Raw genomic sequence first — 18077 nt, 5'->3', positions numbered from 1 at the left:
TACGCTCCGCCTCACTTCGCTTCACCTGCCCGGGGGATTAATCTCTCTAATACAGTTACTTATATTTTATTTACACAAAGAATTAGACACTTCCAAATTATATGAACTAAGTGAATTAATAATTAGTTGATTGATATCAATTTATATCCTACCCCTTCCTCCAACTCATTATTTGACAGGCCCGTTAAGGTTATTGCCTCCACTGATTCATTTTTTGAAAGCTTTGTTCAGGTTGAAGCTTACCCCAACTCATTATTTGAAAGGTTTTGCGAAATGCTTGACTTCATAAGTTATTTTTTCACGCCACCAACTTAGTTTTGACCTCCACAAAGTTTGTTTTCACCTTCCCCAGGTTATTTTCAACTTACAATAACTCATTTTTTACCTTCACTAACTTACTTTCAGCGTTCACAGAGCTGGTTTACCTCAATACTAACTTCATGCATGGGTAAACTTGAGTTGTGGACGCCTAAACCTGATTCATGCACGCCCTATTTTGATTAATGGTCACCTAAAGTTGATTGGTGATAGCTTTAAATCGTTTGATGATGGCCTTCAATTATTCGGGGACGGTCAAAAACAAGTTGCTGACGCCAAAAATAACTTTTGGCGCCACAAAACTAATTAAGGGAGGCATGAACCTGAGTTGTGAAAGCAAAAACAAACCTGGTGAGGTATTAAATTGAGTTAGGGAACCGTGAAAATGAGTTGGAGAACACACATATTGTGTTGGAGAAGCCAGAAAAAGAGTTATGGAAGTCAAAACCTGCGTCGGGCAAAGCAGAAAATGAGTTGGGCAACCCACATATTGCTCCGGGGAGTAGAAAATGAGTTATGGGAAGCAAAAAATGCGTTGGCAACTCAGAAAAAGAGTTGGGCAGCTCATATATTGCGCTGGCGAACCCGGAAAATGAGTTGGGCAATTCACATAATGCTCTGGGACATTCAAAAATGAGTTATGAAAAGCAAAACCTGCGTTGGGCAACTCAGAAAAAGAGTTAGGCAGCTCACATATTGCTCTGGGCAACTCAGAAAAAGAGTTTTGGAAGTCAAAACCAGCGTTGGCAGACCTGGAAAAGAGATATGGATGGCAAATTCGCAATACACCCATGTCATATAATAAAAAAATCCATCTAAAGAAAACAATAGTCCATCTACAGCTCGCCACAACCCGGTAAATTTGTTATTGTTACATTTACACTTAACGATTACTGTTTCCAAAATACGAGAACATATGAGAAAACAACGACAGCTTTCCATCTGCCGGTTGGCAACATTTCTATTCCTATTTATTTCTTCTTCACTGATTGCCACGGCACAGCAAAAAACAATTTCCGGTAAAATTACCGATGCCAAAACAAATGATCCGGTAACCAACGCTTCCATCATTATTAAAGGTAAAAAAACCGGTACCAGTACCGATGAGAACGGCGCCTTTACCATTACCGCATCACCCGGCGACCGCTTGCAAATCACCTCTACCGAATACACAACGGTTGAAGTAGCAGTGGGCGATGCCAATACCCTTTCCATTACAATGAACCGCCTTGTTTCGAACCTCAATGAAGTGGTGGTGATAGGCTATGGTACAGTGCGTAAAAAGGACCTTACAGGCGCCGTGTCTTCATTAAAAGGCAGTGACCTGAAATCTGAAGGCATTATTAACGTAAGCCGCGCCATGCAGGGAAAAATGCCTGGTGTTACCATTGAATCGGCTGGCGGCGACCCCGGCAGCGGAACACGTATACTCGTAAGAGGTGTGGGAACCATGAGAACGCAAAATCCGTTATACATTGTAGACGGCGTACAGGTAGGAGGTATCAATAATATTTCACCAGCCGACATTGAATCAATTGATGTACTGAAAGACGCTTCTGCCGCCTCCATATATGGTAGCCGCGCAGCCAATGGCGTAGTGCTCATTACCACCAAAACCGGAAAACCCGGTAAACCCATCATAACGTTTAACACCAACCTGGGTGTTCAAAAGCTGGCTAAGAAATACGATGTACTTAATGCCGAAGAATGGGCTAATGTAAGCAATGCAGCGCACGATGCGGCTAAACTGGCCCGCTTACCCATGGCGGCCAATCCTTCACAACTGGGCGCTGGTACCGACTGGCAGGACGCTATTTTTAGAAGCGCAACCATGCAGCAATATAACTTATCGGCCGGCGGTGGCACTCAAAACAGCCGGTACAGTATTTCGGGCGAATACAACGACCAACAGGGTATTGTTGATATCACCGGTTATAAACGCTATGGCATGCGCGCCAAATCAGAAACCACATTGGGCAGGTTGAAGGTTGGCGAAACTATAATACTTAGCCGCGAAAAGTTCACCAGGATGCCCGGTGGCTGGGGCGGACAAGGTGGTAATCCTGTTGGTTCTGCGGTAAAAATGATACCGGTGTTTGATATATATGATACATCTGCCATTGGCGGTTATGGCGGCGCCTATGGCTCTGTGGTAAACGTAGCCAATCCGGTAGCGCAACTGAACCTCGAAAGCATTACGTATGAGCTCACCTCGTTACTGGCCAATGCATATGCAGAAGTTACCATTCTGCCTTCGCTGAAATATAAATTTAACCTGGGTTATACCGGATCGTTCAGCGAAACCAATGATTATTATAAGCGGCACAAAACAGGGGGGCTGTTTTCTCATACCACCAACGACCTGAGCCAGGCCAAAACCCGCGATCTGCTGGCACAACTGGAAAACACCCTGCATTATAACCACGATTTTGGTAAACACTCCGTGCAGGCGCTGGCCGGTTATGCCTATCAACGATATAAATATTATTACTGGAATGCCGCCAAAACCAATTTACCCGATGGCCTGCAGGTGCTTGATGTTGGTTCCGGCACTGCTACGGTAAACGGCAACCGCACAGAGAATGTGCTTTTATCCTTACTCGGTCGCGTTATATATTCATACGATAACCGTTATCTGTTAACGGCCAGCTTCAGACGCGATGGTTCATCGCGCTTTGGCCGGGCCAACCGTTTTGGTAATTTTCCATCAGTAGCATTGGGCTGGAACATCTCGAACGAATCATTCTTTAAAAACGCCCCCAAAGTATTGTCAACATTAAAGCTCAGGGGCAGCTTTGGTGTTTTGGGTAACCAGGAGATCCCCGATTATATGTACAGCGCAGCCATTGCTTCCAATATAAATTATGTGACCGGTGAAGACCAGCAAAAATGGTTTGGCGCCATTCAAACTGCGTTCGCTTCGCCCGATATTAAATGGGAAAATACGGAAACATATAATGTAGGCATCGACGCCGGTTTGTTCAACAACAGCCTGAATATTACAGCAGACTATTTCATAAAGAAAACAACCGACGTATTACTTGAAGTACCGGTACCGGGCTCTGCCGGCTCCGCTACAAGCCCTACTGTAAATGCCGGCACCCTGCAAAATAAAGGGCTTGAGCTGGGTTTGAATTACAGCAATTCGCTGGGTAAAATTAACTATTCAGTATATGGCACGTTTACCGCAGTAAAGAATAAAGTATTAAAACTGGGCACTGGTACGCAACAGATCTTTGGTGGCCAGCCAACGCACCACGGCGCACAAACCACCCTTACCCAGGCCGGTGGTGAAGTAAGCGGCTTCTATTTGATAAAAGCATTAGGTATTTTTCAAAGCCAGCAGGAAGTAGATGCCTATGTTGATAAGAACGGAAAGAAAATACAGCCTGCAGCCATGCCCGGCGATATAAAATTCCTCGACGCCAATGGCGACGGTATGATAAGTAATACCGATCGTGTAGATGGTGGCAGTCCCTTCCCTAACTTCGACTATGGTTTCGGAATAAAAGCCAATGCCTACCACTTCGACATCAATATGTACCTGCAGGGCACATCGGGTAACAAGATCTACAATGGCTTACGTCAGGATATGGAAGGCATGAACCTGGAGATCAATTACAGCAGGGCTACACTCAATGCCTGGACACCGCAAAACCATTCTAACATACCCCGTGCCGTTATCGACGATCCAAACTTTAATGCACAAACCTCAAGCCGGTTTCTTGAAAACGGCTCTTACCTGCGGATGCGCACGTTACAAATAGGTTATACCATACCCGAAACACTGGTACAGAAATTAAAGATCACTTCGCTACGGGCTTATTTCAGCGCCGACAACTTATTTACCATTACCAACTATAGTGGGTTCAATCCGGATATTGGACGTTCAGGCAGTATTCTTGACCGTGGTGTTGATTATGGTCACGTAGCCTACCCTATTGCCCGCACATTGTCGGTAGGTATTCAATTGTCGCTGTAACGGTGTTTTTTATTCAATGAAAAAATGTAAGCCAAATGAAAAAGATCATTATTCATACAACCATATTATTGTTGCTGGTAAGCTGTTCGAAAAAGAACCTTGAATTAACCAACCCAAATAACATTACCACAGATACCTACTGGAAAACAGAAGCCGATGTACAAAGCGCACTAGGCGCAACGTATGGCCTGCTTAAAAATGTAGATGGCGGCTTATGGGGCGTACGTGGGGTTGAACTCTCAAACGGCCGGGGCGATGATTTCTTTATCCGCAATGATGTTTCGTATTTATACCAGCTTTCTACCTATACCAATACCCCCGATAATTCGGCGGCCACCAACTTATGGAACATTGCCTATCGCGCCATCTTCAGAGCGAACCAGATACTGGAGAACATCGATAAAGTAACCTCGCTGAGCGACCAGGCAAAAAAAGGCTATATAGCTGAAGCAAAGTTCCTGCGTGGACTGAACTATTTCACCCTGGTTACCAATTTTGGCGATGTGCCATTGCGCAACACGTTGCCCAAAGCAACAGATGATTATTTTGTGCCCAAATCGCCGGAAGCAGATGTTTGGAAGCAGATCATCCAGGATTTTCAGGAATCCCAGGCAGACCTGCCTCTTTCTTATGAGAAAAAATGGGTTGGGCGTGCCACCAGGGGCGCAGCCATAGCGTATTGGGGAAAAGCTTATTTGTATACCAAAGATTATGCAAAGGCCGAGGCAACGCTGTTACAATTAACACAGGCGCCGTTCAATTACCAGTTGATGACCGATTATGGCGATAACTTTATGTCGGCCAAAGAAAAAGAAAACAACCAGGAGTCGGTTTTTGAAATACAGTTGAGCGATGTAGGCGGCACCAACCCCTGGGCCGGCGAAAATACCAATGAAAGCCTGGGTGTTACTACCGCACAGGAATTTGCACCATCGGAGGTGGCAGGTTGGTTTGAAGTGAGCCCCACCGACAAACTCTTTAATGAATTTCAGGTAGAAAAGACCGTTAGTAATGATTTTGACCCGCGCATGTACGCTACGCTGGTATGGAATTACCCGGGCGCTACTTTTTATACCAAACCATTCACAGGGTTCGCATTGCAATTTGGCTATAAATCAATGTACAAGAAATACCAGAACTACTGGCAGGCCAATGAGCTAACCGGCGCCAACGGGGGCAGCTACACCTCCAGCAACAACGAAAGGGCCATGCGGTATGCCGATGTGCTGTTAATGCTGGCCGAAGCCATCACCATGCAGCAACGGCCGGCCGCAGCGTATACGCATGTTAATGCCATTCGCAGCCGGGCGCAATTAAGTCCTTTAACAGCAGGTTTTTCCACTACGCAAATGATGGCGGAAATAAGACACCAGCGAATGCTGGAATTTGCCCGCGAAGGTTTACGATTTTACGACCTCAAAAGATGGGGTTTGTTACAACAGGAAATTACGAATAGCGACAAAGTTGGAAAACAATTCTATAACCCAACCAAACATGAATACTTTCCAATACCACAGTCGGAGCTAAACGCTAACCCCAAAATGGTACAAAGCGATCCATGGAAATAAAGCTAAGGGGGAGCGCTCTTGCAGAGCGGCTCCCCTTTATTTCACTGCAGGGCGAGCACCCTTTGACAAGGGTACCCGCCCTAAATATAAAAAAGGCACCCCGCGGAATTGCGGGATGCCTCTCTTTTCAACATAATCCTAAAAATCGATAATTAGTTTTGCGGCTATGCCTTGCAGTGCATTAACGTTACACCGTGTTATTTATTACTAAAAATTATTGAGCTAATGGTTTGCCTGTAGAAAGTATTGTCTGAAAACAAAACCGCCCCCGTATTTACCCCAACGGTTTGCAACCAGGCGGCTTGTTTTCAGAACAATGTGATCCTTAGTTTCCTGTACCTCCCAATAAGACGTTGGGACTACCCGTATACACTCTTCACAGGCCGGGGCCTGAATTATATTAGTATTTTTACTTGCCGGTAGAATGGTATCAATTGAGCGAGTGTGAAATTAATAGTCAAATCATATACCTATGGTACAGGAACGTATAATTGAGGGTATCAAAATGTTGACGGGGTGTGATCAAATGTATTTTTAAAGGGTATAATTTGTCAACTTAAGCCTTTTTTTATCTCAGCCTGAAAAGCAGAGGGCAGTTTTCCGTATTCTGCCTTGAAGTATTTGGAGAAATATTTAGGGTTGTTAAAGCCGGTTTCATACGCCACCTCAGCAACGGTCATATTTGACTTTTCCAATAATTGTGCCGCTCTTTGTAAACGCAATTGTCGTATAAATTCTATCGGAGTTTTCCCCGTAAGCACAAACAGCCGTTTATATACTGCCGCCCGGCTCAGTAATAATGCCCGGCTTAATTCCTCTACCGAAAAATCGGCATTTGAAATATTGCGTTCTACTATAGCAAGCGCTTCCTGAACAAACCGCTGGTTGGGGTCTTCTACCTTTATATCGGTGGTTTTTACCGCCACCTGTTTGGTAAAAGCCTGTTTAAGCGATTGCTGCTGCCGCAACAGGTTCTTTATTTTACTTACCAGTATTTCAAAATTGAACGGTTTGGTTATGTAATCGGCGGCGCCCGTTTCAAGCCCGCGCAATTGTTGCTCTTCGCAAGTAAGCGCGGTAAGCAAAACCACCGGTATGTGTTTGGTGCGTGGGTCCTGTTTTATTTTTTCGCATAGTTCTATCCCATTCATTACAGGCATACTTATATCACTTACGATAATGTCGGGATGTGCCGATAATGTTTTTTGCCAGCCTTCTTTGCCATTCACGGCGTCAACAATATTGTAATACTCGCGCAGATTCTCTTTTAGGTAGAACAGAAAATCTTCATTGTCTTCGACCAGCAGGATCGTGTGTTCTTTTTTTCCGGTTGTTACCGGCGTTATGGCTGCCACCTCCTGTATGGCAGGCTGTACAATACAAGGCACAGCCTTTGTAACAGGCAGTATTACAGTAAACACCGATCCCCTGCCCTCTTCACTCTCCACAACAATAACACCCTCCATAAGGCTTATAAACTCCCTGGTGATAGCCAGTCCAATACCACTTCCCTGGTTCACCATTGTGCCCGGTAAATCGTGCTGAAAGAACCGTTCAAAGATCTTGTCGTGCCGGTTGTACGGGATCCCAATACCGGTGTCGCGGATCTTTATTTCAAGTGCGGTGCCTGCCTCACTTGTGGTAGTGCCTACCTCAACGGCCACCTGTCCTTTTTCGCCCGTAAACTTAAAGGCATTGGAAAGCAGGTTGAAGATAATGCGTTCAAGTTTATCGTGGTCGAAATGGGCGTACAGGCTTTTTAAAGTAGCGGAATACGAGAATTTGATCTGTTTCTTTTCGGCGATATCGGTAAACGAGCCGGCGGCTTCTTCAATGAACTGAACAATATCGCCGTCGGTGGCATGCAGCTTCAGCTCATTCACTTCCATTCTGCGAAAATCAAGTAGTTGATTTACCAGGTTCAACAAACGGCGGGCATTGCGATGAATTAACTGGTATTGCGAACGGCGCGCCGGTTCTTCTGCCGCTGCTATCATTCGCTCAAGCGGGGTAAGTATAAGCGAAAGCGGGGTGCGAAATTCATGGCTCACATTGGTAAAAAAACGGGTCTTCATAAGGTCGAGCTCGCGGGCCTGCTCCAATGCAAAACGCATTTTTGCTTGTTGAATAACCACCCGCCGCGCAAAGAAGAGGATAGCCAACCCCGCTAATACATATATGAAATAGGCCAGCGGCGTACGCCAGAACGGGGCCATCACAATGATCTTTACGGCTAAAGGTTGTTCGTTCCAAACACCCTGATCGTTCGATGCTTTTACATAAAAAGTATACGTACCGGGGTCCAGGTTGGTGTAAGTCACTTTGCGTGTACTTCCATCGGTGATCAGCCAGTTCTTATTAAATCCTCCAAGGCGGTAGGCGTATTTTATCTTTTGTGAATTGGTATACCCAAGCGCTGCAAATTCAATAGAGAAAATATTTTCATCATAACGCAGCCTGATGTCTTCCGTTTCTGCAATTGCCTTTTGCAGTATCACCTGGCTGTTGAGCTTATCGCCGGGTGCAATGTGCTGGTTAAACACCTGTAAACCGGTAAGCACTACCCGGGGCGCGGGTGTCCTGAATTTTAAATTTGCCGGGTTGAACAGGTTGAACCCATTAGGGCCGCCAAAAACAATTTCACCATTCCTTGTTTTTAAAGCTGCATTTTCATTGAACTCTTTGCCCTGCAACCCGTCGAGGCGGTCGTAGTTGACGCAATTGATGCAAATACCTGTTTTCAATGTACCGAAACAGCTTACACGGCTGATGCCATTGGGCGTACTGATCCACAGGTCATGCGCATTGTCTTCCACAATATTCAGGATCGTATTGTCGGGCAGGCCTTCTTCTTTTCTGAAAACCTGAAAGGTTTTTGTTTGCGGGTTGTAAATATTCAACCCATCGCGCGTACCCACCCAGGTATAACCACGGCTGTCGTTACATATGCTTATGACATTGTCATTGCTGAGTTTTGTTTCGCGGCCCAGCAGCTGATTAAATACACCGGTATTTTTATCGCGTACATCTATGCCATAAGAAGTACCTACCCATAAATTGCCCTGTTTATCTTCCTCAATGGCTGCTATATAATCCATATGCACCGAGTTGGGCGCCATTGGTTTGAAATGAATGAACCGGTTGCCGGCGCGATCGTATTTTTCCATTCCGTACCCCAACGTTCCTACCCATAAGTTTTTATTATGGTCTTCATAAATTTCCCAAACCCGGTTATCAGCAATACTGTTGCTGTCTTTTTCATTATGCCTATGATGGGTAAACGACCGGCCATCGTAACTATCAAGACCGCCAAAATAAGTACCGATCCATAAAACATTGGCATGGTCAATAAACAGGCTTACAATAACATCATTGGCCAGGCTGTTGTCGCTGGCCGGGTTATGCCGGTATTGTTTAAACGTATTATTTGCGCGGTTGAAATAAATAAGTCCGCCCCCATTGGTGCCAATCCATAAATTCCCTTTCGCATCTTCTACAAACCTGTTCACATCATTATAGGGCAATGTGGCATTATTGGTAACATCGTGGCGGTATATTGGGAATTGAATAATGCTTTCGTGATAATAGTTGATGCCCTGCTTAAACGTTCCTACCCATATAATACCCAGATCATCTTTGTACAGATCAGTTAAACTGTTTTGGGCCAAACTGCCGCTGTTGGCGGCATCGTTCAGCAGCACCTGCACCTTCATAGTGTTTTTGTCAAGAAGGTTAATGCCGCCATGATCGGTAGCGATCCACATCAGCCCTTTATTATCCTGTACTATGCTTTCAATGGTGTTGCTGCTGAGAATAGCCAGGCCTTCATTATTCGCTATTTGCTGCAGCGAATAACCGGCAGGGTTAAAGCGGTAAACCCCATTAACGATGCCGCTGCCATACACCCATAATTCGTTTTGCGAATCGATGTACAGCTGGTACAGGTGTTTATTTACGCCTTGTTTTATTTGTACCAAATTGCTGCGACTGATGGCTTTCTTCGACCTGCCATCATATTGCTCCATTAACCCATTACAATAAACCACCCAAAAATTGCTATTCGAATCTGCTTTCACATCGGCAATCACATTCACCTCGCGGCTGGTGTTATTGATGACAGGTATCACCGGTTTGTTTTCTTCGAAATAGAAAATACCCTGGTCGCGGTAAACGAATAAAAAGCCTTTGTCCAGGGGAACTATATCGGTAAGATCATACCCGGGCATGCCCAGCTTTTGTAAATATTTGGGAGCTGCCCGATCAAATTTTTCCGTAGCAGGATCGTAAATATTGAAACCTAAGCGGGTTTCGATCCATAATTGGTTGAAAGGGCCTGCTACGATCTTTGAAATATAATCATCTATAAGAGAAGTAGTATCCTGAATAGAATGGCGAAAAGATCTTATTGTATAACCATCGAAACGGTTCAGTCCGCTCATAGTACCAAACCACATAAATCCTTTGGTCCCTTTGAAAATGCAATTTATTTGGTTGTTGGAAAGTCCCTGATTAAAATCGAGGTGAGCAAAATGATAAGGTATTGATTGTTGTGCCTGTAAAAGAACAACAAAAAAAATACAAACAGGCAGTACAACCAGTTTTCTGGTAACAGATTTCACAAACAGTAGCATAGGAATGGCAAGTATAGTAAAAGAACCCCGGCATTAAAAACTTTTATAAAGTTAAGTTTTTTTCCACCCAGGCAATAAAAAAGGTGGGCCACCCTCGATCGCGTCGCTTTCGAGGGTGGCCCACCTTATATTCCGGCTATTTTTTTACATTTTAAAAATTTCTGCCAGTTTTTTGTTCAATTCTTCACCGCGAACGTTGGTGGCGATGATGGTGCCTTTGGGATCTAACAAAAAATTCTGCGGAATGGCGTTGATGCCATACAGCTTTGCCACCGCATTGTCCCAGAATTTAAGATCAGAAACGTGTGTCCAGGTAAGACCGTCTTTGTGAATAGCTCCAAGCCAGGCGTCTTTTTTATCTTCCTTATCGAGCGAAATGCCCAGCACGGTAAAACCTTTGTCTTTGTATTGGGTAAATGCCTTAACCACGTGTGGGTTTTCCTGGCGGCAGGGCCCGCACCAGCTTGCCCAAAAGTCAACCAGCACGTATTTACCACGGAAGTCAGACAGTTTTACCATATTCCCCAGCGTATCGGGTTGTTGAAACTCCGGCGCAGTTTTTCCTATAGCAGTTATTTTCGCCGACTGAATTTTATCGGCAAGGCGTTGGCCAAAACTGGTGGTTTTATAACCGGCGCCAAGCAACTCGTACATTGATTCAAGTTTTGCCGCATCGAGACCATTGGCAGAAACAGATAACACGTACAAAGCTGCGAATGAGTTTTTATTGGTTGAAATAAACTGCTCAAGCCGTGCCTGATCTGCAGGTTGATTTTCTTTTGCCAATGCCTGGTAATCGGCTACCAGCTCTTTATACCGTGGATCTTTTGCATCAGGACTGTTCACGAAATCGGCTCCATACTTTTCACTCAGCTTACTCATGATCTTTTTCATGGCTTCATTGCTGGCTGCAGCATAGGAATTGTACAACTCATTTTCGGGCGCACCGTTTACAACGGTTGCCTGTATGCTATCCATGGCCATTTTCAAATTCACATCACCGGCTTTTGTTATCAGAATGCCCCAGGGGCTGTAGCCTTTCTTTTTCTTTGCCTCAGCCTTGCTATAAAACATATAGCGGTTGGGTTCTTTAAAGGGTGCGGTAATGGTGAATTGGCCGTTTTGTACGGTAACAGAATCGTAAACGCCTATTGCACGGTTGTAAATAACGATCTCCTCGCCATTAAATGCCGGGTCGGTAGTACCGTTGAATTTTATCAGTGCTACATCTTTGAACACTTCAGCCAGCTTTGTATCCATTGCTTTAACAGAAGCAGCCCCCTCATCGTAACGGCCAATGATCTTACCGGTTGGGTCAATGAGTATTTGTGTAGGCAGTGAATGAACACCAAACAGATCGCTGATATCATTGGTGCGGTCGTACCCTTTTACGGGATCGAATTTCATACCACGCAAAACATGCCGCCAGGGAAGCCCGTCTTTTTCAACGGCTTTGCGCCAGGCATCGTGATCGCGATCGTCGTCGGAGATGCCAATGATCTCCAAACCTTTGGGTTTGTACATCGCATACAGTTCTTTCAGGTGTGGGTTGCCTTTACGGCAAGGCACACACCAGCTGGCCCAAAAATCAACCAGCACGTAACGGCCTTTAAAATCGGTCAGACTTAACTGTTTGCCGTTGATATCGGTTGTGGTAAAATTCTTTGCCATGCTGCCGGGCGAACCGCCTTCCAGTTTGGCTATTTCACTGGCCAGCAGTTTTCCATAACCTGTTTGCTGCGTTTTACCCAGGCGGTTATAAAACAGTTTTAATGAATCGAGCGACAGGCTGGTAACATAAAAGCGCAAATAGAACGCTGTTACAACGGATGCCGGATGTTTTTCAAAGAACCGGAGGGTACAGGCCTTCATGCGTTCATTATATGGTGTGAACAGATCATGGATGGCCGCCGCCCTGTACTTGAGCGTATCGAGTTCATTTTCGGGTGCATTGTTCTTTTTCGCATCGTTGTATGCCTTTGTAGCCACACTGTATTGTGCCGATAATGGCTCCATCTGTTTTCTGATAGGTTCCTGCTCGGCCTGTAACTGTTCATATTCTTTTTGTGTGGCCGAACCGGTTACTACAGGTTTATTGAAATCGCCGTTTATTTTAACCGTAATGGTCTTTTGTGGCTCTAAAAAAAACTGGGCGCTGCTGCGGGCGTTACCCGACGCTTTGGGGTATAGATAGCCCATGCGAGGTTCGCTAACTGACCCTTTAAAAGTAAATGCGCCGTTTTTTAATACGCTGCTGTCCTTTACCTGCTGATCGTTATCATTAGTGTAACCAAAGTATACTACATCAACGGCAGGGCCGCTGTATTTGCCGTTCACTACAAACTCCCCGGGCTTTGTTTGCGCCCGGGCCTGCAGCAACGAAGTTGCTGCCAGGCTCAGTGCTATAATTCTTTTTTGTAACATCATAACAATAATGGTTATTGGTTGTTTTGAGTAATATTTCCGTTTTCTATCAATATATCGTCTGAAATGCGCAACACTACTTTGGGGTCGGTTGGGCTAATGGTCAAAGGCGCCGAATTGAACGAGCTGTAACTGCGTACCATTGGCAAACCGTTACGGAAATAATCGTAACTGTTATGGCCTTCAAATGCCAGTTCCAGGCGGCGTTGTGTAAGTATTTCATCAAACAATGCCTGGCCGCTCAACCCTAATGCAGGCAGTAAACCGGCCCGTTGCCTGATGATATTCACATCGCTCAACGCACCGCCGTTATCTCCTGCTTTTACTCTGGCCTCTGCCCTGTTCAGGTACATTTCGGCCAGGCGCAGGTAATGAATGGGTGCATTGCTGGTATACACCGCCGTGTATTTATACATGTATTTTCGGCAGCTCAACGTATCGGTATTATTACCGGGATATTTATCTTTTACGTAAAAGCTTAACCGCAGATCGGCAGCGCTCATTAAACTCAACAGATCGGGTGATGGTTTAACCTGCCCCGTTGAATAGCTTGAACTACCTGTATATTGCCCGGTTGGCTGATACAGCAGAGTTGGCAGACTGGTAACTATATTGTCGTGGTTCACCGCCCAAATGGTTTCGGCATTGGCCTGGTTGCTGTTGTTATAATAGGCAGTATATGTCGCTCCCTGTAACAAGGAGTAACCGCCGTTTACAATAACCGAATCGGCATATTGGGCAGCCAGCTGCGCATATTGCGTGTTGGGTTGTGCAAACGGCCCGCTCATATAAAGGTATACCCTCGAGAGCAAGGCATAGGCCGCATACTTGCTGGCAAAGCTGTTTACCTTGGTATAGCGAAAATTCTTTATCGACTCTGTTAAATCGGAAATTATCTGCTGGTAGGTTTCCTCTACCGTTGCTCTTGTTGGTTTATCGGCCGCGGTCTCAATGGGCTTCAGGATCAATGAAACACCCAAATTACTGGTTGGCGATTGATAATAAGGCCGGCCATACAACCGAATAAGATTAAAGTACACCACGGCCCGCAGGAACAGGTTCTCTGCTTTTGCCTGCAATATAGTACTGTCAGATTCGGTATCATTTATATGCTTTAACACGATATTGATGCCCAACAGCGCTTTGTACGATGCTTTCCAGAATGCATCGGAACGGCCAAAATCCTTTGAACTGGAGTTAGTGAAATTAAAAGCGTCCACATCTTGCGAAGCTGTCAGGTTCGCGGAGCTGGTATTATCTATTGTACGAACGTTGTTGCCCCTGAATTCGCTTAAGTTAAACCAGTTGTAATCATAACCGCCGGTGGCACCCGACGTGGTTAAACTGTTGTAATTGGCAATGGTTGCTTTTGTATAACCAGCCGGTGTACCAAATTGCTGATCTTCGAACAACACATTATGGGGTTTTATTTCATCGAGCTTTTTGTTGCAGGCCCCCAGCAATGCCCAGGTAAGAAAGATAACAGTTCCTTTTATATAGTTTGTTGTGTTTGGCATGTTGTTGATTTTTCAATTAAAACCCTACGTTTACCCCCGCCATGAACCGGCGCGGCTGCGCGCTGTAAATTCCTGTACCGCCATAGGAGTTTGCTGTGCTGGTACCAACCTGTGCGCCTTCGGGATCGGCCGCATACAGATCCTTGCTCTTGATCACAAACACATTATCGGCACTCACATATACATTCACCGAACGTACTTTCACTTTGCTTACCAGGTTAGTTGGCAATTCGTAGCCCAAGCGTGCATTACGCAGGCGAATGTAGCTGGCATCCTGGTAAATCAATGAAGAGTTCAGGTTGGTGGCACCTCTTGTTCCCCAGGTGCTTCCCCGCGCATCTATCTCGTAATAGTTGGGGTAGTTTGCTTTGGTATCGCCAGGCCCCTGCCACAAACGGACCGCTTTATCGGGCTGCACCGTGTTTTGACCAAAAGTCCACGTATCGGGTGAAATAAAATTGCGCAGGGCGTTATTGAAGATCTTATTGCCATACACAAAATTAAACAGCACACTTAAAGTAATATTCTTATAGCTGAACGTATTGGTAATACCACCAAAGAATTTGGGCGTGGCCGAGCCTACATTCCTGTAACTGCGTAACCCATCTTGTTTTACCAGGGGAATACTGTCAACCAGTACTACGCTTTTATCGGCCAGCACCCGCTCAAACAGGGGGCGTCCATTATCGGGGTTCACACCTGCATACGTAATGGCGCGCAGTGAGTTTACATCTTCGCCTTTGTAACGGTAATAAGAATTTGTATACGCATCTATCAGCGAATCACCATAAATTTTTGTGAGTTTGTTTTTATTGAAGCTGATATTGAAGTCGGTAGTCCAGGTGAAAGCGCGCGACTGAATATTTACCGAGCTCAATTGCAGATCGATGCCCCTGTTAGTGAGTTCGCCCACATTTCTTATCTGCGACAATGAACCCTGGTAGCTCGGCAAAATAGTATTTTGTAACAAGCCGGAGCTACGTCGGTTATACAAGTCAATAGTCAAATTTATCCGTTTCCATAAGCCAAGGTCCAAACCAATATCAGTGGTGTAGGTTGTTTCCCAGGTTATTTCGTCATTGGCCAGGCGTTGAATAGCGGCGCCGGTTGTGGTAGCCGTATTATAACCGTAACTGATGCTTTCCTGGTATACCGTAAAGTTGAGGTTATCGGCGCCTGCTTCGCGGCCCGACGTTCCATAAGAGGCACGCAGTTTCAGGTTGCTAATGGGACGTACGGTGTTCATGAAACTTTCTTTGCTGATAAGCCATGCGCCACTCAATGAATAAAAATTACCATAGCGCTTCAACCGGCCAAAGTTGGTACTTGCATCGCGGCGTAGCGACAACGAACCAAAATATTTGCCTTTATAATTATCATTGAGTTCGGAGAACAATGAGAACGAAGCTTTGTCAATTGCGGGTGGGGTGGTTTGCGGCAAAACCGATCCGCTTCTTAAATAGATCCACGTATTTGGGCCATTACCGTAATTGGTAAAGGCGCCCAGGTTCCGTTCGCCGGGATACGGCGTATTATAACCTGAAGTGATTATTGTTTCAGCATGGGTCTTACTATACTCCTGCCCTGCCAGTGCCGACACCTGGTGATTGCCAAATTGTTTATTGAAGGTGATAAGGTTTGAAGTAAGATAATACGTGTTCTTTGTATCGGTAAGGAACAATTCCCCATTCATATAAAACGGACTGCTGGCCGGCCCGTTGTATTTACCGCGATAAGTTCGGGGATCGCGATACGTGTTCACATTATTATAAACGTAGTTAAAGGTGTTTGTGCTTTGCAACGACAACCAGGGTGTAACTGCATATTTAATTACACCGGTACCCAGGTAACTGTGCCGTTGGGTAATGGTTGTGTTCCATTCATGATGGTACAAAGGATTGCTGTACCAGCTTTGTGAACGTGTTCCCGCTGCTCTGTAAGTATAGTTGGGGATAGAATCGGCCAATTGTCCGTCGGCTTTATACGGACTTACAAATGGCAGGATAACATACGACTGGTTTTCGCCGCTTGAAGAAGTGTATTTATCGAGAAGGGCATTCGCATTGATGCTTACAGATAATTTATTATTTATCTTCTGATCAATATTAAAACGAATGTTCTTCCGGTTAAGGTTATCATCGAGCAGTGTGCCATCCTGTTTAAGCCAGTTTACCGATCCGTAGAATTTTGTTTTATCGGTTCCGCTGGCAAGTGAGAGATTGATATTGCTTTGGCGGCCATCGGGGAACAGCGCATCGTTCGACCAGTCGTAGTTTGTATTGGCTTCATCGTCGGTAAAGATGCGGGTGGTTTTATAATAGTTATCGAAGCTGCCATAAGTTGTTTGCAGGGTGGGCGTAGCGTTGTACAGGGCCTGCATGTATTTGGTCATATGATCAATCAGCTGCGGTGTATTCATGTAGCCCACAAGCCGGTTGTTCTGCACTTTGCCATGACTCATGGCCAGGTTTACCGACAATTTACCTACTGCTCCACGACGGGTAGTAACTACTATAACACCCTGCGCAGCTCTTGAACCATAAATGGCGGTAGAAGCTGCATCTTTTAATAAAGTGATGCTTTCAACATCGCTGGCGTCAACAATATCCTGTAAGTTGGAGGCTGTGGTAATAACGCCATCGAGCACAATCAATGGACCGAAATTGGCATTGTTGGGATCGGGCAAACTGGCCTGGCCACGCATGATCACCTGGCCGCGGTTAGCCACGCTACCCGCACTGCTGGAACTTTTATTTATATATAACCCACCTATTTTGCCTTTCAACATGGCAAGGGTGTTGGCGGTTGAAATACCGCTCCGCAGATCGTTGCCGCTAAGGGTTTGTACAGAACCGGTTATTTCTCTAACTCTTTTGGTTGAATAACCGGTGATCACCAGTTCGTCGAGTTTGGTTTCTTCAATAGACAAAGTAATACGCAGGTTTCTCGTTTGATCGTTGATGACCATTTCTTTGGTTGAATAACCTACTGATGAAACCGACAGGGTTACCTGGCCCGAAAAAAGCGGCAGTGTAAACTCGCCCTGCATATTTGTTTGTGTTCCTTGGGTGGGGTGCGTAACGCCGGTGGCATCGGCTTTAGACCATATTACAACAACAGATGCATTGGGAACCGGAGCGCCTTTACTATCAAGCACCATCCCCTTTATGGGATCGTTAAAAATAGTTACCCCCGCAGGCGCAGGCTTACGGGGAGGCTCCGGCGCTTTAGGACTGATGACAATGGTTTTTCCGAAGATCACATAAGTAAGCGGTTTGTCTTTCAGGCAAAGCCGTAGTACCTGATCGAGCGAAGCATTGTGAACATCTACTGTTACAGCGCCTGCATTTTGCAGTACTTCGGGACTGTATACAAAGTCGCAGGCTACCTGTTTTTGTATTTGTTTAAATACTTTTTGCAAAGGCACATTCTTCTCGGAAATAGTGATCGTTTGCGCTATTCCATTTGCACCCACCTGTAAACAGGCCACCACGAGTAAGAACGCAGTCAACTTCATAAATAGCAGTGTTTGAATGATCTTTCTGCCGGGGGCATGCCTCCGGCTAACAACAGCCAAAAAATGCATAGCTTTGTTTGTGTTTTGGTTAATAATTACAGTCTGTGCTGATTGTATATC

General features: G+C 45.3%; 7 protein-coding genes. 3 read left to right on the top strand and 4 right to left on the bottom strand.

Annotated features, from left to right (window positions below):
- The first annotated feature begins 834 nt into the window (after positions 1-834).
- The 3 genes from GGD38_RS24455 to GGD38_RS24445 all read left to right on the top strand — a co-directional run bounded on the left by GGD38_RS24455 (position 835) and on the right by GGD38_RS24445 (position 5868).
- The gene (locus tag GGD38_RS24455; protein ID WP_375301509.1) at positions 835-1002 is read left to right on the top strand and encodes a hypothetical protein; all 168 of its coding nucleotides are present in this window, start codon (positions 835-837) and stop codon (positions 1000-1002) included.
- Positions 1003-1234: 232 nt separating this feature from the next.
- The gene (locus GGD38_RS24450) at positions 1235-4300 is read left to right on the top strand and encodes a SusC/RagA family TonB-linked outer membrane protein (RefSeq protein ID WP_375301510.1); all 3066 of its coding nucleotides are present in this window, start codon (positions 1235-1237) and stop codon (positions 4298-4300) included.
- Positions 4301-4335: 35 nt separating this feature from the next.
- Positions 4336-5868: a RagB/SusD family nutrient uptake outer membrane protein gene (locus GGD38_RS24445; protein WP_375301511.1), complete on the top strand. Its 1533-nt coding sequence runs from the start codon at positions 4336-4338 to the stop codon at positions 5866-5868.
- A 551-nt stretch (positions 5869-6419) separates the two neighbouring features.
- On the opposite strand, the gene GGD38_RS24440 is transcribed toward GGD38_RS24445, so the two are convergent.
- The 4 genes from GGD38_RS24440 to GGD38_RS24425 form a co-directional block, all read right to left on the bottom strand.
- Positions 6420-10499, bottom strand: coding sequence for a two-component regulator propeller domain-containing protein (locus GGD38_RS24440; RefSeq protein ID WP_375301512.1), 4080 nt, complete (start codon positions 10497-10499; stop codon positions 6420-6422).
- 144 nt (positions 10500-10643) lie between these two features.
- The gene (locus GGD38_RS24435; RefSeq protein WP_375301513.1) at positions 10644-12926 is read right to left on the bottom strand and encodes a redoxin domain-containing protein; all 2283 of its coding nucleotides are present in this window, start codon (positions 12924-12926) and stop codon (positions 10644-10646) included.
- 11 nt (positions 12927-12937) lie between these two features.
- Positions 12938-14440: a RagB/SusD family nutrient uptake outer membrane protein gene (locus GGD38_RS24430; RefSeq protein ID WP_375301514.1), complete on the bottom strand. Its 1503-nt coding sequence runs from the start codon at positions 14438-14440 to the stop codon at positions 12938-12940.
- 16 nt (positions 14441-14456) lie between these two features.
- Positions 14457-17957 (bottom strand): SusC/RagA family TonB-linked outer membrane protein, encoded by a 3501-nt coding sequence (locus tag GGD38_RS24425; protein ID WP_375301515.1) that lies wholly within the window; start codon positions 17955-17957, stop codon positions 14457-14459.
- Between the last annotated feature and the right edge of the window lie 120 nt (positions 17958-18077).

The organism is Niastella sp. OAS944 (assembly GCA_024809215.1).
Lineage (GTDB): Bacteria > Bacteroidota > Bacteroidia > Chitinophagales > Chitinophagaceae > Niastella.
Note: the sequence above shows the minus strand (reverse complement) of the source record. Positions and strands in the feature narration are given on the sequence as shown.